This is a genomic window from Hyunsoonleella ulvae, assembly GCF_016827605.1.
GTDB lineage: Bacteria > Bacteroidota > Bacteroidia > Flavobacteriales > Flavobacteriaceae > Jejuia > Jejuia ulvae.
The window spans coordinates 23,718-48,710 of sequence record NZ_JAEPJQ010000002.1; the positions used below are offsets into that span (position 1 = coordinate 23,718).

Annotated in this window: 19 protein-coding genes and 1 pseudogene; 5 read left to right on the forward strand and 15 right to left on the reverse strand. The window is 34.7% G+C overall.

Features of this window, described 5'->3' with window-relative positions; translation table 11 throughout:
- Nucleotides 1-3 precede the first annotated feature (3 nt).
- A complete protein-coding gene (kbl, locus tag JS605_RS05945; protein WP_203256786.1) occupies nucleotides 4-1,191 on the forward strand; it encodes a glycine C-acetyltransferase in 1,188 nt (395 codons plus the stop codon).
- Nucleotides 1,192-1,203: 12 nt separating this feature from the next.
- Here kbl and mscL read toward each other — a convergent pair whose 3' ends face one another.
- From mscL to JS605_RS05970, 5 genes are all read right to left on the reverse strand, one after another.
- Entirely contained in the window at nucleotides 1,204-1,644 is a 441-nt protein-coding gene (mscL, locus tag JS605_RS05950) for a large conductance mechanosensitive channel protein MscL (protein WP_203256787.1), read from the reverse strand.
- A gap of 69 nt (nucleotides 1,645-1,713) precedes the next feature.
- Entirely contained in the window at nucleotides 1,714-5,007 is a 3,294-nt protein-coding gene (ccsA, locus tag JS605_RS05955; RefSeq protein ID WP_203256788.1) for a cytochrome c biogenesis protein CcsA, read from the reverse strand.
- Nucleotides 5,008-5,251: 244 nt separating this feature from the next.
- Nucleotides 5,252-5,680, reverse strand: a complete 429-nt coding sequence (locus JS605_RS05960) for a DUF4268 domain-containing protein (RefSeq protein ID WP_203256789.1) — start codon at nucleotides 5,678-5,680, stop codon at nucleotides 5,252-5,254.
- A gap of 52 nt (nucleotides 5,681-5,732) precedes the next feature.
- Nucleotides 5,733-6,407 carry a ZIP family metal transporter gene (locus JS605_RS05965; RefSeq protein WP_203256790.1) on the reverse strand — a complete coding sequence of 225 codons (675 nt, stop codon included), beginning with the start codon at nucleotides 6,405-6,407 and terminating at the stop codon, nucleotides 5,733-5,735.
- Nucleotides 6,408-6,475: 68 nt separating this feature from the next.
- A complete protein-coding gene (locus JS605_RS05970) occupies nucleotides 6,476-7,207 on the reverse strand; it encodes a class I SAM-dependent methyltransferase (protein WP_203256791.1) in 732 nt (243 codons plus the stop codon).
- Between the two features lie 270 nt (nucleotides 7,208-7,477).
- On the opposite strand from JS605_RS05970, the gene JS605_RS05975 reads away from it, so the two are divergent.
- Nucleotides 7,478-8,635: a THUMP domain-containing class I SAM-dependent RNA methyltransferase gene (locus tag JS605_RS05975; protein WP_203256792.1), complete on the forward strand. Its 1,158-nt coding sequence runs from the start codon at nucleotides 7,478-7,480 to the stop codon at nucleotides 8,633-8,635.
- A 277-nt stretch (nucleotides 8,636-8,912) separates the two neighbouring features.
- On the forward strand, nucleotides 8,913-9,959 hold the full coding sequence (locus tag JS605_RS05980) for an IS110 family RNA-guided transposase (protein ID WP_203256793.1): 1,047 nt from the start codon (nucleotides 8,913-8,915) through the stop codon (nucleotides 9,957-9,959).
- A gap of 190 nt (nucleotides 9,960-10,149) precedes the next feature.
- Here JS605_RS05980 and JS605_RS05985 read toward each other — a convergent pair whose 3' ends face one another.
- From JS605_RS05985 to JS605_RS06000, 4 genes are all read right to left on the reverse strand, one after another.
- Entirely contained in the window at nucleotides 10,150-11,109 is a 960-nt protein-coding gene (locus JS605_RS05985) for a TIR domain-containing protein (protein WP_203256794.1), read from the reverse strand.
- Between the two features lie 404 nt (nucleotides 11,110-11,513).
- The gene (locus JS605_RS05990; protein ID WP_203256795.1) at nucleotides 11,514-12,044 is read right to left on the reverse strand and encodes a hypothetical protein; all 531 of its coding nucleotides are present in this window, start codon (nucleotides 12,042-12,044) and stop codon (nucleotides 11,514-11,516) included.
- A gap of 154 nt (nucleotides 12,045-12,198) precedes the next feature.
- Nucleotides 12,199-14,223 (reverse strand): M1 family metallopeptidase, encoded by a 2,025-nt coding sequence (locus tag JS605_RS05995; protein WP_203256796.1) that lies wholly within the window; start codon nucleotides 14,221-14,223, stop codon nucleotides 12,199-12,201.
- 197 nt (nucleotides 14,224-14,420) lie between these two features.
- A complete protein-coding gene (locus JS605_RS06000; protein ID WP_203256797.1) occupies nucleotides 14,421-16,109 on the reverse strand; it encodes a histidinol-phosphatase HisJ family protein in 1,689 nt (562 codons plus the stop codon).
- 476 nt (nucleotides 16,110-16,585) lie between these two features.
- On the opposite strand from JS605_RS06000, the gene recG reads away from it, so the two are divergent.
- Nucleotides 16,586-18,724, forward strand: coding sequence for an ATP-dependent DNA helicase RecG (recG, locus tag JS605_RS06005; protein ID WP_203256798.1), 2,139 nt, complete (start codon nucleotides 16,586-16,588; stop codon nucleotides 18,722-18,724).
- A 255-nt stretch (nucleotides 18,725-18,979) separates the two neighbouring features.
- On the opposite strand, the gene JS605_RS06010 is transcribed toward recG, so the two are convergent.
- From JS605_RS06010 to JS605_RS06030, 5 genes are read right to left on the reverse strand one after another with little or no spacing between them, the layout of a single operon-like run.
- Nucleotides 18,980-19,420, reverse strand: a complete 441-nt coding sequence (locus JS605_RS06010; protein ID WP_203256799.1) for a hypothetical protein — start codon at nucleotides 19,418-19,420, stop codon at nucleotides 18,980-18,982.
- A 15-nt stretch (nucleotides 19,421-19,435) separates the two neighbouring features.
- Nucleotides 19,436-21,040 carry an FAD-binding protein gene (locus JS605_RS06015; protein WP_203256800.1) on the reverse strand — a complete coding sequence of 535 codons (1,605 nt, stop codon included), beginning with the start codon at nucleotides 21,038-21,040 and terminating at the stop codon, nucleotides 19,436-19,438.
- Between the two features lie 12 nt (nucleotides 21,041-21,052).
- Nucleotides 21,053-21,394 (reverse strand): hypothetical protein, encoded by a 342-nt coding sequence (locus tag JS605_RS06020; RefSeq protein ID WP_203256801.1) that lies wholly within the window; start codon nucleotides 21,392-21,394, stop codon nucleotides 21,053-21,055.
- A gap of 33 nt (nucleotides 21,395-21,427) precedes the next feature.
- Nucleotides 21,428-21,931 (reverse strand): hypothetical protein, encoded by a 504-nt coding sequence (locus tag JS605_RS06025; protein WP_203256802.1) that lies wholly within the window; start codon nucleotides 21,929-21,931, stop codon nucleotides 21,428-21,430.
- Nucleotides 21,931-23,586: a patatin-like phospholipase family protein gene (locus tag JS605_RS06030; protein WP_203256803.1), complete on the reverse strand. Its 1,656-nt coding sequence runs from the start codon at nucleotides 23,584-23,586 to the stop codon at nucleotides 21,931-21,933. The genes JS605_RS06025 and JS605_RS06030 overlap by 1 nt, the downstream gene beginning before the upstream one ends.
- Nucleotides 23,587-23,799: 213 nt before the next feature.
- Between JS605_RS06030 and JS605_RS17500 the strand changes: the two are divergent.
- Nucleotides 23,800-23,991 (forward strand): annotated as a pseudogene (locus tag JS605_RS17500) (ATP-dependent DNA helicase RecG); the annotation flags it as partial.
- A 3-nt stretch (nucleotides 23,992-23,994) separates the two neighbouring features.
- Here the strand turns inward: JS605_RS17500 and JS605_RS06035 are convergent.
- Complete coding sequence (locus JS605_RS06035; RefSeq protein ID WP_203256804.1) at nucleotides 23,995-24,918, reverse strand: hypothetical protein; 924 nt, start codon at nucleotides 24,916-24,918, stop codon at nucleotides 23,995-23,997.
- Nucleotides 24,919-24,993: the final 75 nt, after the last annotated feature.

Sequence of the window (24,993 nt, forward strand, 5' to 3'; positions counted from 1 at the left end):
GCTATGTACGGACAAATAAAACAACAATTCCAAGCGGACTTAGGTGCCATAAAAGAAAGCGGATTATATAAAAACGAACGCATCATTACCTCTAAACAAGGTGCAGAAATCGACACACAATCTAATCCAGATGTACTAAACTTTTGCGCCAATAACTATCTGGGGTTATCCTCCAACGAAACTGTTATCCAAGCCAGTATTGATACCTTAAAGACACATGGTTTTGGTTTGTCTTCTGTGCGCTTTATTTGTGGTACACAGGATATCCATAAAGCACTAGAACAAAAAACTGCTGAGTTTCTGGGTATGGAAGATTGCATTTTGTATGCTGCTGCATTTGATGCCAATGGCGGTTTATTCGAACCGCTATTGTCCAAAGAAGATGCGATTATTTCAGATGAACTAAACCACGCCTCCATTATAGATGGGGTACGCCTATGCAAGGCACAGCGCTTTAGGTACAAGAATTGTGATATGGAAGATTTAGAGCTGCAATTACAAGCAGCCTCTTCAGCTAGAAGAAAAATTATTGTTTCTGATGGTTCTTTCTCTATGGACGGTAAAATTGCTCCCTTAGATAAAATTTGCGACTTGGCAGATAAATATGAAGCTTTAGTAATGATAGATGAATGCCATTCCACAGGTTTTATAGGAAAAACAGGTAGAGGAGTTCATGAATATCACAACGTAATGGATCGTGTAGATATTATTACTGGAACTTACGGGAAAGCACTTGGCGGTGCCTCAGGTGGTTTTACCGCAGCCAGAAAAGAAATTGTAGATTTACTAAGACAACATTCTAGACCCTATTTGTTTTCCAATACCCTTGCCCCTGCCATTGTAGGCGCAACGCTAAAAGTATTCGATATTATTTCTAAAGACACAACCTTAAGGGATAAATTAGAAAATAACACCCACTTCTTTAGAAATGAAATGACAAAAGCTGGTTTCGATATCATCCCTGGAATCCATCCCATCGTACCCATTATGCTTTACGATGCAAAACTGGCACAAACTTTTGCTAGAATGTTATTAGAAGAAGGTATTTATGTTATTGGATTCTTCTACCCAGTAGTACCAAAAGACAAAGCTAGAATACGAGTGCAACTATCTGCTGCTCATGATACAGAACATATACAAAAAGCAATTGATGCCTTTACTAAAATTGGCAAACAGCTAGAAGTAATTTAATTGAGACAACTATTACTTAGACTTTAAAAGTGCATTTTGTTCTTCCATTAGCTTAGTAAGCTTATCTAAAAGTTCAATGTCTTTAGGTGTAACAACAGTTGTATCGGTGGTATCTTGTGCTTTCTTTTTAAGTTGGTTCATAAACTTAACAACAATAAATACCGTAAATCCAATAATTAAAAAGTCTAAAAACACTTCTCCTAAAGCACCATATCCAATAGCGACCTCATCTTTTAACATACTACCATCTGCTTCTAAAACAGCATCTCTAAGAATAATTTTTTTGTCCTTGAAGTTCACACCATCAGTAAGTAATGACAAAGGTGGTAGCATTACTTGCTTTACTAAAACATCAATAACCTTATTGAAAGCAGCTCCAATAATGATACCTATTGCCATATCCATCATGTTGCCTTTTACGGCAAATTCCTTGAATTCTTTAAATAGTTTCATATACTTCTAATTTAGAATAGCAAAATTAGAAGATTAAAAGAGAAAGATTCTATTCAACTTAAAGAAACGCTATTTTTTATAAAACTTAGCATAACCTCTATATGCAAAAGCACCAAGAATAGCAACGCATGCACAAGCAATGCCTATAAATTTCAAACTCACAATTTGATCACCACTAGCGTAAGAATGCAATCCAGCTAGATAAAAGTTTACACCAAAATAAGTCATCATAATACTTGCAAAAGCAATTACCGACATTAAATTATAAAACCAACGCCCACGAAGCCCGGGCACCAATCGCATATGGATAACAAATGCATAAATCATAATACTGATGAGCGCCCATGTTTCTTTGGGGTCCCAGCCCCAATAACGCCCCCAACTTTCGTTAGCCCACATACCACCAAGAAAGTTACCGATAGTTAGCATTACTAGACCAACCGTTAATGCCATTTCATTAATGATAGTAAGCTCCTGGATATTCAATAACATTTTTTTCTTATTCTTCTGCGTGGTAAACGCCATTAAAAATAGAGCTACAGCACCCAAAATCATACCTAAGGTAAAAGGTCCGTAACTTGCAACAATTACAGCTACGTGAATCATTAACCAATAGCTGTTTAGTACAGGTTGTAAATTTGCTATGGCAGGATCCATCCAATTCCAATGGGCAATCATCAAAATCATAGCGGTTACAAACGCTGCTGACGCAATTGTAAGGTTAGAGGATTTAATTTTAAACATTGAGGAGGTTGGAACTAATAGTGCAAACTTCAATCCAAAAAATCGCTTGTTTTGTTTATTTTTTTGTTTACTAATACCAGTTATCAATCCAAACAACATAGTAGACCAAGCAACATAAATCATGGACTCGTATGCATCACTCCAAGGTGCATGGCCAGAAATATACCAACGCACAATTAAACCTGCTGTATGTAATAAAAATAGTGCGATAATAACCCACTTAAATACATTTACAATACCATTTAAAACTGAGCTCCTGTCGTTGAATATTTGAAATATTAAAACAATGAAAAGCAATGTTCCCGCATACATATACCAACTAAAGAGCTTCTTAAAAATATCGTATTTGTTGTAAAGCACCTCTGTTTTTATTTTATCGTCACTCAACATTACGTTTGCCCCATACTTCTCCTGTGTTTTTTTAAAAGCACCCAGAAGCTTATTAGCCTGTGTAAAATCTCCTGTTTTTTTAGCTTCGTTTAATGCAAATAGATATGTTGTAAATCCATTTTTGATGAAATTACCGTATAAAGAATCTTTTATACTAGTGCTGTAGCCTTCAAATTTATACTCAAAATTCGAAACCCATTTGTTATTGTCATCTTCGGGAATCGGAAAAATCTTTAAAGAACGCCCCCTTATGGTGTTATACAATAAATTAACCCGTTGATCTGTTTCCTTAAATTCCTTTTGGAATCCATTAGGCACCTGTGCTTTATAAGCTTCATCTAAAAAAGGAGCTAACTTGTACTCACCTTTATCTGTAAAGAAATCAGCAAGAGTAACATATTTTTCACTCTTATCGACACCAATTAAGCGTCTAATAGAATCCCCTTTTTTTGGTTTTAAATACAGAATAGGAACATTATACCATAATTGAGGACTCTCCTGCATAGATAAAAACACTTGGTTCGCATCAAAATCTTCGTAGGTATCTTGCTTACTTAATTTCCTAAGCAGTTCGGAAGCATAGGTGTTAACAGGCATCATACGCCCCCCTATATCTTGAATAACCATATGGCCAAACTTATCAGCATGTGCTTTAGGTGCAATATTTGCTTTTAGAACAGAATCTACTTGGGCTTTTGTTGGTCCTTGAAATTTGTGCCCATGATTGTGACCATCATCAGGAGAATGTGCTTCTTGCGCAAATCCAAACAATCCAAAACAAAGTAAAAATATCGCTAGCAGCTTTTCTTTCTTTTCTTTTACGCTTTCTAAACGTTTCTTTAAATCCCAGAAGCGTGTTCCTTTGGCAAACAAAATAGCCATCAGCCCGAAGTATAATAGCATGTAACCGATGTAAGTTATCATGGTGCCCCAATAGTCGTGGTTAACAGACAGAATGGTTCCTTTTTCATCAGGATCAAAACCAGATTGAAAAAAGCGATACCCACGATGATCTAAAATATTATTCATATAAATTTTATAATCATAACTCCCTTCTTGCTCATCAACCACGGTTACCTCACTAGAGTAGGCAGAATAACCATTTTCAGTTCCTGGATAACGCTCCGCTTCGAAATCATTTAATTTTACCGCAAAAGGTAATTCCAAAACTTTAGAGCCATAACGAAACTCGAACTCCAAACCGCCAACCTCAACTTTTTTATAGTTATTATAACGTCCTATTCCCCCTAGAAGCCCTAAACGTTTTGTTTCGCCGTTGGTTGTAATACTTAAAACTACACCATCATCATCATTCTTTAAAATCTTAGATTTTTTAACAATATCAAAAACACCTTTGGTTACGGGTTTAGGAAATACCATTTGCATATTACCAATAACATAACGTGAACGCAAAAACAACGGCTGCAAACTATCTTTAACCAACTTACCCTGTGCTCTGGTAGCCATCGTCATATACTCGCCCTCAAAAGGAGAATTTATGCTTAAAGAATCTCCAATATACGTTATATTGATGGCTCCTGGTGTTGGTTTATTTAAGGCAAATAAAATATTATGGATATTGGCAACCTGCCCAACTTTTAAGAAATGATTATGTGGTCCATTGGTACCTGCTTCTACTAATTTTAGGTAAGATTCGCCATTCTCATCAGGGATAATATCTTCTTCGGCACCACCGATAAATTTTTCAAGTTCAATAGTTACCGGTTGTCCGTTATATTCATTTTCAATTGCAAAATCGTTATCCAATCTAGGCGAAAAATCAACCTCCTCTTCTACCACTCGCATTTGGTTTACACCATTTACTTGGTAATCCCCATAAATTCTTCCAGTGATATATGTCTTTTGAGATAAAAAACTATTCTCGGTAGCACCTTCACGAATCGCCATCATCCCCTCAAAACCAATATAACGTGTAATACCAGCACCTAACAGAATAAAAATAAAAGAGAGGTGTAAAATTAAGGTTGCCCATTTTTCCTTCTTATATAAACGATATCTAAAAATATTACCCACAAAATTCACTACAAAAAGCCCCATAATAGCCTCAAACCACCATGTGTTGTAGATAAGGTTTCTTGTATATGGTGTTGGTGAGGCATCCTGTCCCGCATCCATAAAGGTTCCTGTTGCCATGGCTGCGGCATAGGCAATAAATAATATAGCTGTAAGACGTGTAGAAAATAGAATTTTGGCGAGTTTCTCAAGCATGATATTGTGCGCTTTTTTGCTCGTGCAAAAATACGGATTATTGCTAATTTAAACCTGTTTTTTAACAGGCTTTAAATACTTTTTAATTGTTTAAACTAATTCTAGATTGAAATTGCCCAACCATGTTTATTGGTTAAGAACGAAACCTTCTGTAGCGAAGCATATAAATAATAAAAAAATAATCCAGCTAGATCGTAAAATGTAAAAGACAAGACCAAACATGTAAGTTTACAAAATACTTAAACTACCCTTCTATTACATCTTTATACTCAAGAAAAAAGGCTTCAAACAAGTGCATTGTGTTATTAAAGAATTCCATAACATCACGCCATGAGTTTTTATTGTGAATGGACACTTTTTGCTGCAAAGGCACATATATTCTGGAAATTTCCTTGTGGTTTTCTAAAAAATATTCTTCTTCGTAAATAGCTTCTGGCAAGTATTCATCTGTCAAAATAGATTTTAAAGCTACTAACTTTTCCCAATATTTTATACGATGTTCTAAATCATCTTCTATATCTAAAGCCACCAGTGCAGTTTTTGTATCAAAATGAAATTTAAAACTAAGCCCTTTGAGTTTCGTGTTGTACAAAATCCACTTTCTAGGAAAAGACTTCCCAAAACTAGTCCAAAATTCTTGTCGTAATATGCGTGATTCTTCTTTGCTAAACATTTTTTAGCTTTTTGCTCCTAACACCTAACACCTAACACCTAACACCTAACACCTAAATTAAAAAAGCTATCCCAACACCTAAAATTATGGCCACGAACTTGCTTAAATTAAACTTATGCCCTTCCCCACTTTCAAACAATATTGTAGTTGATATATGGAAAAAAATACCAATAACCACGGCGTTAATACTATGCACAAAGCGCTCCCCAAAATCTGTAGCATTGGAAATTAAAGTACCTAATGGCGTCATTATAGTAAACACTGCTAGAAAGATTATAATTTTTGCCTTGCTAAATTTCGATTTAAACAAGTACATACTTACTAAAGCTGCTATTGGAATTTTATGTACCAAAACACCATATACCATGTCGTTGTCTTGATGAATAGGAAAACCTTCTAAAAAACTATGAATACACAAACTTATAAATAACAACCAAGGAAACGCTGCTGCATCCTTTTCAACATGCACATGTCCATGCTCTGCTCCTTTAGAGAATAACTCTAAGACAATTTGCAGTAAAATACCACTCATTATAAACAACCCTGCGAGTTTGGTATCCAATTCATGATACACCTCAGGAAGTAACTCAAACAAAGTTAACGCCAATAAAAATGCACCACTAAAAGATAATAACAACCTTGTATTCCAAGTAGTTTTATTCTTGGTAAGTTTAGCAATAACAACCCCAGCAATCACAGCATAAACAGGAAAAAGAAAAGTATTCATTAAAAAAATCAGTTCAATTTGGTTTTAGTATACTAAAAAGCAACTATCATTTAATATAGAGCAGCATTCTACTTAAAAATCATCACTAGGCGTTCAGAGGTTTTTGCATCAAATTTACGTAGTTTATAATCGCCAAAAATATCCAACAAATGTACACCAGCAACTTTAAACAACACCTCAAAATCTGTTAAAGTAAAGGCTTTAACACGCTCGGTAAAATTAAACGCCTTTCCGTCTGCTTCAAAATTAATATCTTTAACTATATAACCATCATCTACATAACGTTTTTGGTAAAACGTAATCCCATCTATAGTCTTACTATCCTCAGGTACCAAGTTCGCAATAACATATTCTGTATTCATAAAATCAATTACTCCAAAACCCGTATCGTTTAAATTAGCTTTAATCGCCTGAATGGTACGTAAGTTATCGGCATCATCTTCAAAATATCCAAAACTGGTAAAGAGGTTAAACACCGCATCAAATTGTTTAGGGTAAGGCTTACACATATCATGCACCTCAAAATGCAATCTATGGTTTTCAAACTGTTTGGCATAAGCAATACTGTTCATGCTCAAGTCAATCCCCGTTACATCATACCCTATTTTATTTAAGTACCTTGAATGGCGTCCCTTACCACATGCCAAATCCAAGATAGTGCCACCTTCGGGTAAATTCAAATAATTGGTTAGGTTATCCATAAAAACCTGCACCTCTGTATCGTCCCTATCTCTGTATAAAATATGGTAATATCTCGTATCAAACCACGATTTAAACCATGTAGTTGTATCTTCAGTCATAAATTATTTTGGGGTTACCCTATCGGGTCGGGCCTGCCTACCGGCAAGCAGGCTTTCCGCTATATCTTTTTGCGAAGCAATCCCAAATTTATTTCGGGATCTCATCCATATCAGACTAATTCATCTCTACAAGAAAAATTCATCAGCCATGGCTCGCAAAAAGGATGCCGCTGCAATCCCCAACCCACTTATTTGCTATGGTCATTTATTTGCCGCAAAATTACACTATTTTTGCAATCTTATTCTACTTAATTTCATTGGACGAAAACTATGGCCGAAAATTTCAATATGGTAGCCAAAACCTTATTTGGTTTTGAAGATATTCTCGAAAAAGAACTCCTACAACTCGGGGCAATGCACATAAAAAAAGGAGTACGTGTAGTAGAATTTGTAGGCGACAAAGGGTTTATGTACAAAGCTAACTTAGGCTTGCGTACTGCCATTAAAATTTTAAAACCCATAAAAAGTTTTCGTGTTCGTAGTGAAAGCGATTTATACGAGCAGATAAAAAAAATGCCTTGGGAAGACTATTTAAAACCCACAGGCTCTCTAGCGGTTGATGCCACCATACATTCTGATATGTTTAAGCACTCGCTTTTTATTGCCCAAAAAACTAAAGACGCTATTGTAGACCGCTTTCGCGAAAATACAGGCCAACGCCCCAATGTAGATTTAAAATTCCCTGATTTAAAAATAAACGTTCGTATTTCAAGGCAGGAATGCACGGTATCTCTAGATACCTCTGGGGAATCCTTACACAAACGTGGGTATAAGCTCTCCACTAACATTGCACCTATAAATGAGGTATTGGCAGCGGGCTTAATTATGCTTTCGGGTTGGGATGGACAGTCGGACTTTATGGATCCCATGTGCGGTTCGGGTACCATTCCTATTGAAGCAGCCATGATAGCCTGCAACATCCCACCAAACTTGATGCGTAAAGAATTTGCCTTTGAGCGCTGGCAAGATTGGGATGTAGAGCTTTTTGAGAAAATTGAGGAATCCCTGTTAAAGAAAACCCGAGATTTCCACCACCAAATTATTGGCTATGACAAAGCGCCAAGTGCCGTACGTAAAGCCCAAGAGAATGTAAAGCATGCTAATTTAGAAGATTTTATTACCATAAAACATGAAGATTTTTTCAAAACCCAAAAAGGAGGACAAAGTAAACTACACATGGTATTTAATCCGCCTTACGGCGAACGTTTAAACCTAGATATGGAAGCCTTTTACAAAAACATTGGCGACACCCTAAAACAAAGCTATCCTGGTACCGATGCATGGTTTATCACATCGAATTTAGATGCATTAAAACATGTAGGGTTACGCCCTTCAAGAAAAATACAGCTCTATAATGCCAAACTTGAATCAAGATTGGTTAAGTATGTGATGTATGAAGGGAGTAAGAAGGGGAAGTATATGAAATAGAGGTATGGGAAATTACGCTTATCGGTCTCGGCTCGTATGTTTACCAAGAATTATTAATTTACTATAAATATAGTAGATTTTCTTCATACAAATAACAACTAAAATAGAAGGGACAGAGAGGTCTCGGCTAGATACACAAAAGTGATATCGTTTCATAGAAATCCGGCCCTTCTATAATTTTCTTAGAATCTGAACAGTACCTAGGCCCATAAGTACAGAGGCCGAATCAAATGCGAGCAAAGATGATAAAGGAGATTATAGTTAAAAAAATGATGTCATGAATAATACATTAAAACAATGCTTGGGCATTGATGTGTCCAAATTAGGTTTATCCTTGTCCCTAGGTCATTTGACTAGTGATTTAACAAAAGAGTTCACGTTCCATTCAGATGTTCCCAATGATATATCGGGCTTTAGAGCCTTACACCATTGGTTGTCAAGGATACTTGATCCTACTGTTGACTTTATTATAGTGATGGAAGCCACAGGTGTCTATCATCAAAACATAGCTCATTACCTCCACAAGAAAGGATATGGTGTCTGTGTCATGCAATCAGGTCGTGTAAAGCGTTATGCACAGAGTTTAGACCAACGCTCAAAAACAGATGCTCTAGATAGCAGAATGTTGAGCATGTTAGGTCTAGAGCGAACACTTCGCCTTTGGCAGCCACCAAGTCCAGACCTGTTGGAATTGAAGATATTGAGCAGGGAGCGTAGTTCCTTGTTAAAGGACAAAACGGTAGAGACCAATAGGCAAGGTGCGATTGAATCTGGCGTTTATAAAAACAGAAGGGCGGCAAAGCGACATATACAAAGATTGCGTCTGCTCGAGGTTCAGATAAAGGATATCGAAGATCAAATGCACGAATTGGTTACAGCGCACCCAGCCTTGAAAAAGAAAATAGACTTTATGACAAGTATCCCAGGCATTTCATTTATATCGGCAGCAACAGTCGCTGGTGAAACATTGGGCTTTGAATCGATAGCCAATGGTAAACAGTTGTCGAGCTATGCAGGCTATGACGTTGTTTTACGGGAATCGGGTAATTTTAAAGGTAAGACCAAAATAAGTAAGAAGGGCAATAGCCATATAAGAGCAGCGCTTCACATGCCATCGATGACCTGTGTTCGCTGCAATCCTAGCTTAAAAACGTTTTATCAAAGGCTCAAGCCCAAAAAAGCAAAACCAATGGTAGCCTTGGTCGCGGTACAGCGAAAACTTTTAATTTTAATGTATACACTGTGGAAAAACGAGGAAAATTATGACGCTGAATTTGAAACTAAAAAGCAGCAAAAGCATAAAGCTTTTGCTGCCGCAGGATAACAATTTGATAAATCAACTTGCTTCCTAAAATTTTTTAATTAAAAACTTGTTTTTTAACACAGTACCTATGAACAGTTGCGTGGATTAGCACGGACTTTTGCAAGTACACACAAAGCTGAAAATTCCTGCGGAATTTTCAGGATAAGCCTGTAATAGCAATTGTTTATAGCCAATGTTGTAAGCAGTGTTTCTATTTTATCCACGCCTCTATTTTATTGATTAAATCTGATTCGAGTTGCTCGGTTGATTCGTAAATTATATGTTGTAAAGGTCTTATGTCAAAATGTGCATTTGCAAATTCTTCCTTACTACACGTGTAGATTACTTTTTTCCCTTGTCCCAATGCAAATCCGCTTTCAAAATAGACTCCATTACTATGAAATGAAAAATCTGAAATACAAAAGTTGCATCTTTTTAAATTCGCGATGATTGCATCGTTAATAGTTTTATCGCTATCAATATTTTCTTCATCGATTATTATTGGTCGGAAACCTGTTTTCTTTAGTGCCGATTTAATTGCTTCTCGAATTGGTTTTGTTTCTGGTTTGAATGACATTGCGATAAAGCACAGATTGGAACTCTTCCCAGATTCCTGTAATTCGATAGCTTTATCCAGTCCTTGAAAGGTAATTTTATAGCTTTCTAATTCTCCATAATTGTCTTTAGTTCTCCCAAATTTTGCCTCAATAAGACCAATTTCGTTTAGATATTGAACATAGTAGTTTAATTCGTTTAAGGATTTGAAGTACAATATTTTCCAAAGATTATTTTTATAAAATTCTGTTTTTAGTCTAATTTCTTGACCATCTTCCTTTTGGTATGAGAATAGTTTTAGAAAAAGTGTTTCTAATTTTTCTTGCGGACTTTTCGGATAATCTGCTTTAGAAATAAGTTCTTTTAAATTATCAATTTCGATAAATGTTTTATCGTCCTCAAACCACTTGTTATTTATAAGTAAAGCTTGAAACAGGTTTTTATTTTCCTTAAAGAATTTGTTATCAATTGGCCATTGAGCTGCATAGTAAGGAAGGCGAATTATGTGTCTATGTCCATTTAATTCAAGGACATACTCAATTGCATCTCGACCATCAATTATTGGTGTTACTGGTAAATCTGTGAAAATGCAAGTTTCTTGTTGGTATAGTCCCATTTATAATTCAGTTTACATTGCTTACAACGGTTAGATATTGTTTCGTTTTAATGAACTATATCGTTCGATAAGCGAAGTTAGAATTTTCGTACTAAAAAACCAATACGTACTTGTGCGTAATTGTTAACATAATGGTTTCAGTGAGGTAAATTACAATAGAATTAATCTAAAAGCGACTTCGCAAATTGTTTAAATCGCCAATTATGATGGGCAGTAGCTTGTTTTAAATTTTCTTTACAACTATGATTGCAAGCTTGTATTTAATGTAAATATTGAAACGTGTTTTGACGCACTTCAAAACCATAGATATCATTCGCGGAACAAAAGTTAGTAAATTTAAATGAATTATGTTTAAAGAATCAGCTGAAATGAGCTATAGACCGTATTGTAACACATTTTCTATATTATTGCAACTGATTCTTTAGCCTTTGTTTTTCTAAGTTTATCATATAAGCTTCTATGAGTTTTGAAAAATATCCTGACTCACCTCCACTGTTATAGGTTTTGTTATATTTTCTATCTACAATAAAATAGTTAGATAAAGGAACACTCCCAACATCTGTTCTGTTTGATACTGGATTTGGTGTGAAAGTTGTTCTATAATTTCTTTTAAAATCAAATACATATCTATATTTTTCTATATCAGAATATTCATTAGACTTATTGTTAAATGCAGGCATATCTCCGCTTAAAACAAATACATATTTTCCTTTATAAATTTTTTCAACATGTTTTTTTAAATATTTATCACGACTATTTTTGCCAGTTAAAACACAGATTAGAGTTGAATTATCTTTACCAAAATCAGGAGGGATAGCACCTTTCTCAACGGTGTAAGATTTTAACGCAAGACTTTTTACTAAAGAACCGCAGGATGACAAAAGAGAAATTAAAAAAATTAGAAATAAGAAATTAAAGTAGTTTTTGATTTTCATGATATTTTAATATGTTACAACGTTTAGATAAGGTTTCATCTCAATGAACTATATCGTTCAATAAACGAAGTTAGAATTTTCGTACCAAAAAGTCAATACATGCTTGTGCGTAATTGTTAACATAATGGTTTCAGTGAGGTAAATTAAAATAGAATTAATCTAAAAGCGACTTCGCAAATTGTTTAAATCTCCAATTATGATGTGTTGCAGCTTGTTTTAAATTTTCTTTACAACTATCATTGCAAGCCTGTATTTGATGTAGATATTGAAATGCGTTTTGGCGTACTTCAAAACCATAGTTGTCACTGGTGTAATCTGTAAGTTCCTGAAAGTATTTTGCTTTATTTTCTGGTTGATAATCTTTGGTAATCAATGCTAAAGTTAACCAAAGTATCCGCACATTTTTATCGTTAGAACCAATGACATCTTTGGTTTGATTGAGGTATTTGCCTCTATCCTCTGAGAAGTTTTTCCAAAGATTGAATAAAGCGGTTTCAATGGTGATGTAAGACTTGTCTTTTAGAAGTGATTCGTAATCTGTTTTTAATTCTGAAGGAATATCGACCAAAGTTTGAGCTAGTCTTTGCCTAAGCTTTATATTTTTTGATACTAATGCATATTTAAATACTTCTTTTTGATTTATTAACGAATCAGTTTGTAAATCATCAAAAATCCACTCTTGTGCACTGCTAGATAATGAATCGTTTTTTAAGCTTTTCAACTTCTTATCCCTATTACTTTTGTGGAATTCGGTTTTATTTTCCATTCCGCATCTTAGAAATCGTAAGCTAAGTTTAGAATTAATCAATTTAAATTCTAAATCTTTAATTTTTCTTTTAAAATAAAAATCTGATGTATCCTTAAGATAAGTAACCACAAACTCACTCAAATCTTCTCCACTACTCTTTTCAACCTCAGAGATAAAGTCGTCTGTCTCAACATTTTTAAATTGATGCTTTTTTAAATAATTCTTAACTGCCTGTTTAAAAGCAGTATCACCAACCTTTTCACGAAGCATATGCAACACCCAACATCCTTTTTTATAAAATGTGGTACTACTGGATTTTGGATCTAGCAACGATGTACTTTTTCCCGCTTTATCTTGTTCATGCAATTCCTGAGCATATTCATAAAGTCGCCAATAGTAATAATCCTCTCCAAAAATTTCCTTTTCAGCCAAAAGCGCATAATAAGTTGCAAAACCTTCCTGTAACCAATGGTGTGTCCCATGAGTAGCTGTTACCAAATCTCCAAACCATTGGTGTGCCAACTCGTGTGCATTGATGTTTACAAAATTCTTATCCACAAAAGCTATAGAATCTACCACAAAAGCATCCGAATAAATATTTAAGCTCGTGTTTTCCATACCTGCATATAAAAAGTCTTTTACAGGCACCATTTTATAATTTTGCCAAGGGTATGGTACACCTATTTCTTCTTCTAGAAAGTCAAACATTTGTTTGGTGTAGCGGTAGGTAGGTTCAAACTTCAAAGAATCCTCAGGATAATAATACATTTCTAATGGTATGCCACTTTTGGAATATTCTACTTTTTTATCATATTTACCGATGGCTAGAGCTACTAGATAACTAGGCATGGGGTGTTTCATGTCGTAATGCCATTTTGTAAATCCATTATTGTCAGTGTCTTTACTTAAAAGCTTTCCATTAGAGATAACTTCATAACCTTCAACAAATGAAATATTTATATCAAACTCAATTTTTTCATTCATGTCGTCAATAGATGGCATCCAATTACTGGTGTATTTTCCTTGACCTTGCGTCCAAACCTGCCGATTGTCTTTAATTGAATCATTCCCTTTCCAATCAATAAAATAAATCGCTTTTTTAGGGTTTCTAGTAGACCAAAAAACATCTAATTTATGAGTGTTTTTAGCTTTGAAAGCGCGCTTTATAATAAATCTTTTGCCATCATAAATGCTGTCTTGTTCTTCCTCATCTAGAGAACAATAAATTAGGTCAAATCCCTTAGCATCAATGTATACTGAATCAATATCTTTTAAAATATCAAACTCATATGATATAAAACCTCCAACCCCTATTTCTCCTTTATCACTAAAGCCAATTTCAACTTTAGCCGTTTTAAAATCAACATACTCCGTTTGCTGCGCCATCAAAGACGTAACACAAAAACATAAAAAAAGAATAGGGTGCTTCATACGGATAAATCTATCAAAGATTACTCCAAAAACAAAACAGGATTACTTTTTATTGGGGAAATTGTATGAATTGAAATCGAATAAGCACAAAACATATTTGTTATTCTGAACTTGTTTCAGAATCTCAAAAAAAATTTAACCTAAATCGAGAACCTGAAACAAGTTCAGGTTGACAGGCCTAGTATTAAAATAAATATTTAAAAACTATGAAACTCAATCAAATTAGCTTCATAATACTGATCTCCTAATTTATTCAATAAGTTTCTAATTACATTACTATCGCCGTTTACCGCAATGGCAGAATAGCCAATAGCATTTAAATGCCCTAAACGTAAGTCTTTTATATTGATGTTTTTAGATGCCAAAGCAGATAACAAAATCAATAAAACACCGGGTGCATTATTATGCTTGGTTAGAATTACCTTCTTACTTAAAGCTAAATTTAACTTTACGCCATCCATCTCCAATAGATAAACCCCTTTGCCGTAATAATTGGGTAAAGGCTCATTTTCCTTGTACTCTAACTTTTTAAAGGTCCCCACATCTGTACCATGAATAAACTCAATAGCATCACTAACCTTTCCGTTGGTATCATTTATAGATAAAAATGCTACAGCAGTACCATCGTTATTTGATTTTAAACGTGCGGTTTCAACATTAATACCTTCAGAAGCCAAGGTGTTAAACAGCGAAGAAATAACACCAGGTTGGTCTAAATGCTCAGAAAACAATCCATTCACTATCGTTTTTGTGTTCTTTGGCGTTTCGTTTGTTACAGTAACCGACTTCCCAAACTTACGGATACGTATGGCATTATAATCCCCCATACTTGTTGCGTTTCTATACAAGTCCACAAACTCAGAAAAAGACCCTCCAAAAGAAAAATCTGGAATAATACGACGTTGCTCATCATCCAAACGCTGGTTTAATAGCTCTATACCCTTATTTAAAATGGTATACTTAACTTTTAACTCATGGTCATCGTAAATGGTACGGTTCTCAGGAATCAATTTAGAATAACTCACATAGCTCTCATAACCAGCTTCTTGTATATACTCTAGACTTTCCTTATAATTTAAGCCATAATATTTAACATGATGCGTATCCGTCCCAACGCATACAGGAATTTGTAGGGCATTGGCATATTTTAAAATACCTTGTGTAGGATACACGCCCACACCTTTAAATTTACCCGCCATATTCACATCCAGTGATAAATTCCTATCTGCAATAAGCTCCAAAAGTGTTCTAAACTTATTCGCCAACGGGTGCGTACTGGTTTCAAAATTCACTAAAGCCTCGGGCATATCCACATTAAGTTTTGGCAGATCTATATGACCAATAATTTGTATCATATCTCCAAAACTCTCAATCATCTGTATCATTTCATTAAAATACCCATCCCAATACGCTTCCAAACTTCCGCGAAGCTTCAATAATTCTTGCGCCTCTTCTTTAGAGCCGTCATAAGGCAAGCCCTCTGGTGCAAAATGCACAGAACCAATCACATAATCTGCATCCTCCGCTTGAAAAATTTTGGAACGACTCCATTGTAAGCCCAAATCTGGGCCCATCCATTCCAGTTCTACACCAAACTTAATATTTATCTTATCATGATATTTTTGTCGCAAATTCGCAATACGCTTGGGATAATTCAAATACGATTTATTCCCACGAATAAACTTCACATTCGTCTCACGCTCAGCCGTATATCTAAAACTCGTTAACCTTGGCGAGTGAATAATAAATGTAATGCTTGGATTACCTGCAGCAACAGCCTTATCAATAATATCCTCAAGTTTATCAATCCCATGTTTCACGTGGTCTTGCTCCGTCCCCGCATGTATCCCGTGCGTTTCCCAAATAAATTCGTTCAGCTTTCTCATCAATTAACGACTTACAATTTTAAAGGTCCAAATTTAACCATTCTTAAGGAATACCGATAACAAAGTTTAATCAAAAAACATTCCCCGATCTTTTATCGGGGTATCCGCTGATATTGTCATTCCCGTGAAAACGGGAATCTAAATAAAGGAGTTTCTGCTTTATTTATTTGGGCGTTGCCTTACGCTTATACCTACAAGGTTTTTAGAAAACCTTGCAGGATCGCTTCTGTTCTGGCCTGCCAGCCAGCAGACGGTCTTTGTTTTGTCATCCCTGCGACATGTGCTGAACTTGTTTCAGTAAGGCAGGAATCTATAATGTAATTACGATACAACATTACAGGCCAGTCTTATCAATAAACAAACAAAAGGATGCCACTTCTATCCCTAAGGCATCCGTATCCGTCAAAGTAATTTCATAACTCCTAACTTCGTATTTTATGCTTCAGTCTTCCAGCTTAAATTCTTAATTTCGCTCTATGTCTATTAATCTTCAAACACCAATCGATTACCTTAAGGGCGTTGGCCCAAACAGAGCCGATTTACTGCGTAAGGAGCTTAATATCCATACCTATCAAGATATTTTAAACCTGTTCCCCAATAGATATATCGACAGAACACAGTATTATAACATCAACCAACTACAAAATAATTCTGCTGAAGTTCAAGTCATTGGTAAAATCACTGGTTTTAAAGAAGTTGCCCAAAAACGAGGCAAACGCTTAGTAGCCACTTTTCAAGACGATACAGGCACTATGGAATTGGTGTGGTTTCGTGGTCAAAAATGGATACGCGAGAAATTAAAGCTAAATACACCTTATGTTATTTTTGGTAAAACAAACTGGTTTGGTGGCAAGTACAACATGCCGCATCCAGATATTGAGACTATAGATGAACACAAAAAAGGGTTAAGTTCGGGTATACAACCCCTCTACCCATCTACAGAAAAGCTTACCAATAAAGGCATAAGTAATCGCGTAATTGGTAAAATTGTGCAACAACTGTTTCTGGAAAGCAAGGGGCAATTTGTAGAGACGCTATCGGCTCCAATACTGTCGGAATTAAAACTTATTTCTAAAGCAGAAGCGCTTTTAAATATACATTTCCCAAAAAGTCAGGAGCTATTAGCCAAAGCTCAATTTCGCTTAAAATTCGAAGAGCTGTTTTACATACAACTACAACTCATTTTAAAAAACCTTATCCATAAATCAAAAATCAAGGGGTTTCAATTTGATACGGTTGGTGATTATTTTAATGATTTTTTCCAAAACCATTTACCTTTTGAACTTACCAATGCCCAAAAACGAGTTTTAAAAAAAATTAGAGCCGATCTTGGAAGCAGTGCCCAAATGAATCGATTATTGCAAGGCGACGTGGGTTCTGGTAAAACCATCGTAGCGTTTATGAGTATGCTCATGGCTTTAGATAACGGCTATCAAGCTTGCTTAATGGCACCTACCGAAATTTTAGCCACACAACACTTTGTAGGACTTGAAGAATGGTGTAAATTACTGAATATAAGTATAAAACTATTAACAGGCTCAACAAAAACTTCAATAAGAAGAGAAATTCATGAACACCTAGAAAACGGACAGTTACAAATTTTAGTAGGCACTCATGCCCTATTGGAAGACAAAGTAAAATTTGCAAATTTAGGACTCGCAATCATTGACGAGCAACACCGCTTCGGAGTAAGACAAAGAAGTAAGTTATGGAAGAAAGGATCAAGCCTCCCCTCCGGGGAGGTTGGAGGGGCTTCTATTGTCCCCCCTCATATTCTTGTTATGACTGCCACTCCAATTCCTCGCACTTTAGCCATGTCCGTTTATGGCGATTTGGATATTTCCGTGATTGACGAACTGCCTCCTGGACGAAAATCCATTAAAACCGTACATCGTTATGATGCTAACCGTTTAAACGTGTTTAAATTTATTCGGGATGAAATTGCAAAAGGCAGACAGGTTTACATTGTATATCCTTTAATCCAAGAAAGTGAAGCTATGGATTATAAGGATTTAATGGATGGTTATGCGAGTATAGAACGTGATTTCCCGAAACCAGAATACCAAATATCCATTGTACATGGTAAAATGAAACCTGCGGACAAAGATTATGAAATGCAACGCTTTATTAAAGGGGAAACCCAGATTATGGTAGCTACAACAGTGATTGAAGTTGGCGTAAACGTACCCAATGCCTCTGTAATGATAATAGAAAGCGCAGAACGTTTTGGTTTATCACAGTTACACCAATTACGCGGACGTGTAGGCCGTGGTGCAGAACAGAGTTACTGCATCTTAATGACCAGTCATAAATTGAGTAGCGACAGTAAAACACGTTTAGAAACCATGGTGCGTACCAATGATGGTTTTGAAATTGCCGAGGTAGATTTAAAACTACGTGGCCCAGGAGATATTATGGGCACGCAACAAAGTGGGGTTCTCAATTTACGAATTGCTGATATTGTTAAGGATAAAGCTATTTTACAACAAGCCAGACACGCTGCTCAAAAGGTATTACGTGCAGATCCCTCTTTAAAAGCTACTGAGAACCAAGTTATTTTGAATACGTATAGCCAATTGGCTAAGTATAAGAATATTTGGAATTATATTAGTTGACGTCTATTCTATAATACGATTTATCAAGCAATTATTTTAGGCTGTTAAATATTATAACTGTGTCGTTCCGAACGAGGAACGAGGAGGAATCCCTTCATAATGAGATATCTCGTCGCTGATCATTGGCTCTTACGACATGACAAAAAACTGTTTTTTTCCTGTATTTTAATCACAGCTTATTATTGATATTTAAATCGAACTCACGTTATCTGAAAAAATTACAATCAAAGTTTAAAGGCTAAGAACTCATACCAACTACTGTTCCATATTAAAATTTGTTATAATTTTTGTAGCTTTTAACAATTCTGCTTTGCGTTTAATACTTATATTGTTATCGTAAATCCTACTGTATTCATTGCTTAACTTGGTTGTATTTTCACGCGTTTCAGGGCAAGCATTTAAGTTTTCTTCCAACTGGTTTTTAAGTTGCTCAAGGTTTTTAATTTCTGCTTCCTGACTTTCTATCTCCTTAACCAGGTTTACTATTTTATTCTTATGAGCATTAATAGAATCTGTAAGCATTAGTATTTCTGTACTGCCTGATTTTACATTAATGCCAAAAATTGATAATTCATCAGATTTTATTAAGAGTTGTTTTATTTCATACTTAAACAAAAACAAGGCTAATACAGCTACTAATGCCCATATTAGTGCTTTATAAGGAAACGTACCGCTATTTTTTTCTTCGGTTATCATAATATCATATATTAACTAAACAATTAAATCGTCACTAGGGTTTATTACAACTGAAGGGGTTTCATATAATTTTAAAGTTTCTAAAAACTGATTTGAAAACACCTTTTGCATTTCTGGGGACAGTAATTTTTCTCGTTGTGTTTTCCATTCTTTAGCTTTTGATGAAAACATGTGATCTACTAATCCAGAAAATTTCCAATCACTATTCTTTCCCCAGTGTAGTGTAAATGGTATGTTATTGGCTTGTAATACCTCAATCATACGTCTGGAGTATTCCTCTAAACTCATAATTTTTCGTGTTTTTTTCCAAAGCACGCCGTCTATTTCTATCATACAGGTTATAGGAAATTTTGTAAAACCAAGAGTAGCTTTAGTTTGTTTAACAAAACGTAATGCAAATATGCCTGGTATAGGCCCTTCATCTCGTGTAAGTTTACCTAGTAAATCCATGGCTTTCTCTGAGTGTTTGTGGTCTATCCCAAAAGAACAAGCAAAAGCAGCGCCTTGATATGGAGCATCCCAAAAAATTTCTTTCAGCATCCCTGTAGTTTCATCATCTACTTTTGGTAAAATGGTATTTCTTAAACGTTTCACTAACCATGGAATGCTTTTAGGTAAGTTCTCAGCAAGTTTTATAAATAAATGTATTAAGTCTCTATACAAAGATTCTTTAATTACTGGAAAAGGATCTGGGTAAGAATCTGTATAAGGTTTTTTATACATTAGCTCAATAACACATTCAGGATCATCACTGTACTGGTTTATAAATATTTTATAGTGAAAAGGTCTTAAGCCATGGCCATTTGCATCGGTTTCATTAGCTATTTTAAAACTTGAGTTTTTAAAGTCCATAGTTTTGGCCAGTTCAAACGCAACAGATTTGTTTACTTTTTTCACATAACGCTTTAATAAAAACACAGGCTCTGCCTCTATAACAACCCCATGAATAAACCCAAAACTACCTAAGCCAACCAGGGCTGCATAAAACAACGCATCATCCCTTATGACTCTTGCCTTTATTTTTTTAACAAAGTCATCACTTAATGCAGGGTGTGATTTAGGTTCTAGATACACAATATCATCTTGATTAGGGCCAATAATTAAATTAAGACCAACAACGTAATCTTGAACAGAGCCTATATCCAATCCCGCTCCATGAACCCCCGTAGATATACAACCTGCAATAGTTTGCCCATTACTGGCTCCACTTGTTTTTAAGGATTTCCCATTTTCTGCCAATGTTTCAGAGATTTCTTTTATGGTTGCACCACATTCAAATAAAAATAAGTTAGATGCATCGAAAGCGGTATCCGCATGGCACTCTGATTCATGAATAGGTAAAGCAATATTCATAAAGGCATTAAAATGCATGTTATCATGCTGACTCGCTATACGGCTCATTGACCATGCAGATCCATAGGCCCTAAAACCCTCTCCGGCATCTTTCGCTTCTTTTATTAATCGTTGTATTTCTATTGCAGCATCATTATACCGGTCAATTTTTTTGGGCATTAAACGCTCTCCTTCCAACCTAGTTTCATATAAGCGATTTAATTTAAAGGGGCCATTTCTGTGTAAGGTATCCCACTCTGTTACTTGTTTGGTTTTAGTAGTTGCCATAATTGGTAGATTTTAAGGTTTTTCACAAACATATTTTAGTTTTACTTTACGCTTTCTTCCAAAAGTAATAGCACTTAACAATAGGCCTCCAAGATCATTTCTGTATTCAACTATATTCATCTTTCCAGAACTACACGTATCATTTTCTTTGATTAGCAATGTAAAATCTTTTGATGTAGCTTTAATTTTAATAACGGTATCCAATTCGTATACAGCCATCCCTCTGTAATAGTCGTCTCTATTTGCAAAAGGATCTGGTTGCGGGGCACCGTTTACATTTCGTATTCTTACTGAATAACAAGACACTAAGCTAAAAACGCTAACAGTGAGGATTAAAAATTTAAGTGATTTCATATTGTTTGTATTTTTAGTGATTATCGTTAGTAATTATTTAAAAAAGGAATTGATAAACTGTAAGAGATAGTAAATTAAAATGTAAAAGTTTATGATGATAAATGGGATAGCTAATGTCCATTTGGCCCTAACAACACACCATAAAACACTAAAGACCAATGTAGTGTCTTGGTTGTTTATTAGGTATAATAAGAGTAAATTTTCTATAAAATCTAAAATTCCTGGAAGCATACATAGCAATATCCATAGTTTAGATACGCTTACACGCATAGAACTTTGAAAGACGCGATACGAGAAATAGAACAATGCTGTATAAACTATTATAAATATAAAATCGTAATATATATTTGCCTCAACAACATTTACGTTTGTCCCTATATTTTTAATAAAACCACTAAGAGACGAAGAAAACTCAATCTCCCCTATGTTTACTTTTATACGTTCCCAACAGTAAAACACACTACCTACAGCCAATGTTATCAATAGCGTTACAAACCACCTATGGGTTATCTGGGTTAATTGCTTATCATGATTCATTACTTAAGTTTTTTTATTCTAGTCGCTTTGTATGCTACCCAATCAAATTTGTCTAGTTGCCTAATAGCAGCTTCTGCCCCTCTCTCAAAGAGTAAAAGTTTATCTTCTGGAGACATCCAAAAATCCAACCAATTTATATGTTTACTATCTGGTTTTGGTTCTCGCCTTGTATCTACTACCTCTACTATTTTTTCTATCTCATCTCTGCTAAACATGTAATCGTTATCATAAAAATTCCTAAATGTTTTTATATAACTTAATATGTATTTTATTAAAGAGTTTTTTTGCCCTTTTAAATTATTAGCAGACGTTGCTTCTGGCTGTTTAGATAATAGCACTCCAAATGTGGGAAAACTAGGCGCTTTATTACTTTTACGATGAAACTCCCTAATTGGAAAATTAGACAGCATACCCCCATCTACCATTCTCGCCTTAAGATTTACTTTATTTTTAGGGTTTTCACTATCTGCAAAGTGGATAGAAGTATTAGGTATAAAAGTTTTAAATATAAACGGCAAGGACATGGAGGCTCTAACATAAGCTGCTGGATGTACATCTTGGGGGTTTTCCCAATATTTCCCTGCTTGTTCTGGAAACCTTACAATACGATTGTGCGTTAGGTTAGATGCTATTAGTACAATTTTTGGATGCTCTACAGCCTTCTTCTTAACCATTAACTGTTTTGATGCACTTTTGCTAACTACCAATGGTTTTCCTGCTATTTCTTCGTTAGCCATTTGGTACATATTTGATGCTACCAAAGTTTTTAAATCGTCATTTAAGTCTTGCGTACTTACGTTTCGCATTAACTGAGTTTCGCATAACGTATCTCTTAATCCCTTGGTTGTTTTAATATTAAGCTTCTCTAGGTTTTGTTTTACCCAAAACAAAAACGAGTTTCCCGTATTTATACCAAAATACTCTCCCAGTACCTTTGCAAATAAGATATAGAGTAGAAAAAAGTATGCAATAAGATTAAATGTGCCTATTACAAAAGAGAAATACCTAATATCGGCAGAGTTCATATTAAAATGCTTTAAGAGCCATCCAAAAAAAAGATATGTAGATATTAGTATTATTAAAGATGCACCTCCTAACAAAAAGGGTAAAAATTTAGAATTAAAATTTTTGAACAGTCGCTTTTGAATTTTACCTGCTATACCCCCTCTGTCCATAAAAGTAGAAAAATCCATATTAGACACTATAAGTGTTAATATCTCTGATTTTAAAGCACTCCGCTTATTTTTTGTATCCAGTATCGGTGGTGATTTGTAAATATCAGCAGAAATTGAAGCTAGAAACAAAGCGTTAATCGCTCCAGCACTAGTACCACCATGACTATAAAAACGAATGCCCACTTTCTCCATGATATAGCAATATCCTAGTAAGGCGATACCCCACATGCCTCCTCCTTGCTGCACTAAATCAACAATAGGCCGTTGTTTAGATACAGTTGTATTGGGGGCAACATAATACTCTTCAACTATAGTCGCATCAGAAATTGATTTAATATTAATTTCCCCCTCTTTATTGACTTTATCTTTTAATCTTAAGTCGCTATTTTTTAAGGCTTTATCAAAAACGGCATCAGCAGCATCAAAATATGTTTTTGCTGTTTGTTTTTCCTCGTCTGAGAACTTGAAATTGCTAATCATAGATTTGAGGTTATTATATTATATAATACCAATCCTGGTATATCTTAACGTAATATGATATAGCTACAAACTAATTTAAGGGAAGATTGCTTTAACAAAAAGCGTTTAAATATAATAAATTTCTTTCTTAATAAGAAAGAAAATATAGAGGTTTATATTACCTTCTGTTTTTGTGATCTCTCTTTTTATTAATTAAATATTAGATAAAGAGCACAACAAAGTGGGGTTCTAAATTTACGTATTGCCGATATTGTTAAGGATAAAGGGATTTTACAACAAGCTAGATATTTCGCTAAAAAAGTATTACACTCAGACCCTTCACTAAAAGACACTGAAAACCAAGTGATTTTGAATACTTATGCGCAATTAGCTAAGTATAAGAATATTTGGAATTGTATTAGTTAGAGTTTATTCCAAAACCCTTGCAATCCCTTTTTTGAATTGTTTTGAGGTTGTCTTTGCTTTCTTATTTGTTGGAAACATCATGTAAAACTGATTGCTTTGAGCTGAAAATATAGTATTCATAGTAATTGCATTGACTTTTGTGGTTTTTACAATAGACGAGGTAGGTACAACACTAAACCTCCCTGTGGAAGGATCTTTGTATGATGTTTTTATGATAGGCCGTTGAATTGAATAGTATGGCTTTAGATAAAAAACATTAGGTTTTTTATCTAAAATAGCTTTGTCAATTTCTGGTTTTGAAACAATTTCATAATCGTATTTATACAATTTACCTATATCATCTTTTAGTTCTTCCGTAACTAAATCTTCATCAATCAAAAGCATACCTTTCCTAATACCTCTATTAAATTCACCAACAAGCTTTCCTGCGTCTTCTTTCCTAGCTTTATAGTTAAAAACTATTTCCAAATCTTCTTGGAGCCAATATAATCCTTGCTGATAATCAGCCATAGTCAATTCTTTATTACCATTACCAAATTTTTTAAAATGCGTAAACATTTTTTTATTCAGCAATCCTATACAAAAACAACCAGCAGGTACATTAGCTTGATACAATCTTTCAGAGAACATTAAATAGGCATATTTATCTCTTTTCGACTTATCCTTTTCATATTCTCTTAGTTCATCTTTTGAAACAAATGTCACTTCTTTCGAATAGTGCCAATATTTTTCAATAGCTTCTTTTAAATCAACTTTCATCTTTTTGTAAAAAGGTTCATTATAATCATGTAAAACTACTAAAAGCGGTAGTGTTTTTATTAATTCTGCTTCAGCTTTCCTTTTTTTAGGAATACCAAATTGAGCATTAACAGAAAAAGTAAAGCATATCGTAGTAAATAACAATAGAATATTTTTAGATGCAATCATAATTTATTATAAAAATTTTATACTTCAAAAGTACAGAACTATCCCAAATTATTAATTAAAGTAAAAGATATTTAC

Bases quoted from the DNA above. Each gene is read 5' to 3' on its own strand.
- JS605_RS06030 (WP_203256803.1), bottom strand. From the start codon at position 23,586: ATGATTAGCAATTTCAAGTTCTCAGACGAGGAAAAACAAACAGCAAAA.
- mscL (WP_203256787.1), bottom strand. From the start codon at position 1,644: ATGAAACTATTTAAAGAATTCAAGGAATTTGCCGTAAAAGGCAACATG.
- JS605_RS05990 (WP_203256795.1), bottom strand. From the start codon at position 12,044: ATGAAAATCAAAAACTACTTTAATTTCTTATTTCTAATTTTTTTAATT.
- recG (WP_203256798.1), top strand. From the start codon at position 16,586: ATGTCTATTAATCTTCAAACACCAATCGATTACCTTAAGGGCGTTGGC.
- JS605_RS05965 (WP_203256790.1), bottom strand. From the start codon at position 6,407: ATGAATACTTTTCTTTTTCCTGTTTATGCTGTGATTGCTGGGGTTGTT.
- ccsA (WP_203256788.1), bottom strand. From the start codon at position 5,007: ATGCTTGAGAAACTCGCCAAAATTCTATTTTCTACACGTCTTACAGCT.
- JS605_RS05960 (WP_203256789.1), bottom strand. From the start codon at position 5,680: ATGTTTAGCAAAGAAGAATCACGCATATTACGACAAGAATTTTGGACT.
- JS605_RS06020 (WP_203256801.1), bottom strand. From the start codon at position 21,394: ATGAAATCACTTAAATTTTTAATCCTCACTGTTAGCGTTTTTAGCTTA.
- JS605_RS06025 (WP_203256802.1), bottom strand. From the start codon at position 21,931: ATGAATCATGATAAGCAATTAACCCAGATAACCCATAGGTGGTTTGTA.
- JS605_RS06000 (WP_203256797.1), bottom strand. From the start codon at position 16,109: ATGAGAAAGCTGAACGAATTTATTTGGGAAACGCACGGGATACATGCG.
- JS605_RS05970 (WP_203256791.1), bottom strand. From the start codon at position 7,207: ATGACTGAAGATACAACTACATGGTTTAAATCGTGGTTTGATACGAGA.
- kbl (WP_203256786.1), top strand. From the start codon at position 4: ATGTACGGACAAATAAAACAACAATTCCAAGCGGACTTAGGTGCCATA.
- JS605_RS06015 (WP_203256800.1), bottom strand. From the start codon at position 21,040: ATGGCAACTACTAAAACCAAACAAGTAACAGAGTGGGATACCTTACAC.
- JS605_RS06010 (WP_203256799.1), bottom strand. From the start codon at position 19,420: ATGATAACCGAAGAAAAAAATAGCGGTACGTTTCCTTATAAAGCACTA.
- JS605_RS05980 (WP_203256793.1), top strand. From the start codon at position 8,913: ATGAATAATACATTAAAACAATGCTTGGGCATTGATGTGTCCAAATTA.
- JS605_RS05975 (WP_203256792.1), top strand. From the start codon at position 7,478: ATGGCCGAAAATTTCAATATGGTAGCCAAAACCTTATTTGGTTTTGAA.
- JS605_RS06035 (WP_203256804.1), bottom strand. From the start codon at position 24,918: ATGATTGCATCTAAAAATATTCTATTGTTATTTACTACGATATGCTTT.
- JS605_RS05985 (WP_203256794.1), bottom strand. From the start codon at position 11,109: ATGGGACTATACCAACAAGAAACTTGCATTTTCACAGATTTACCAGTA.
- JS605_RS05995 (WP_203256796.1), bottom strand. From the start codon at position 14,223: ATGAAGCACCCTATTCTTTTTTTATGTTTTTGTGTTACGTCTTTGATG.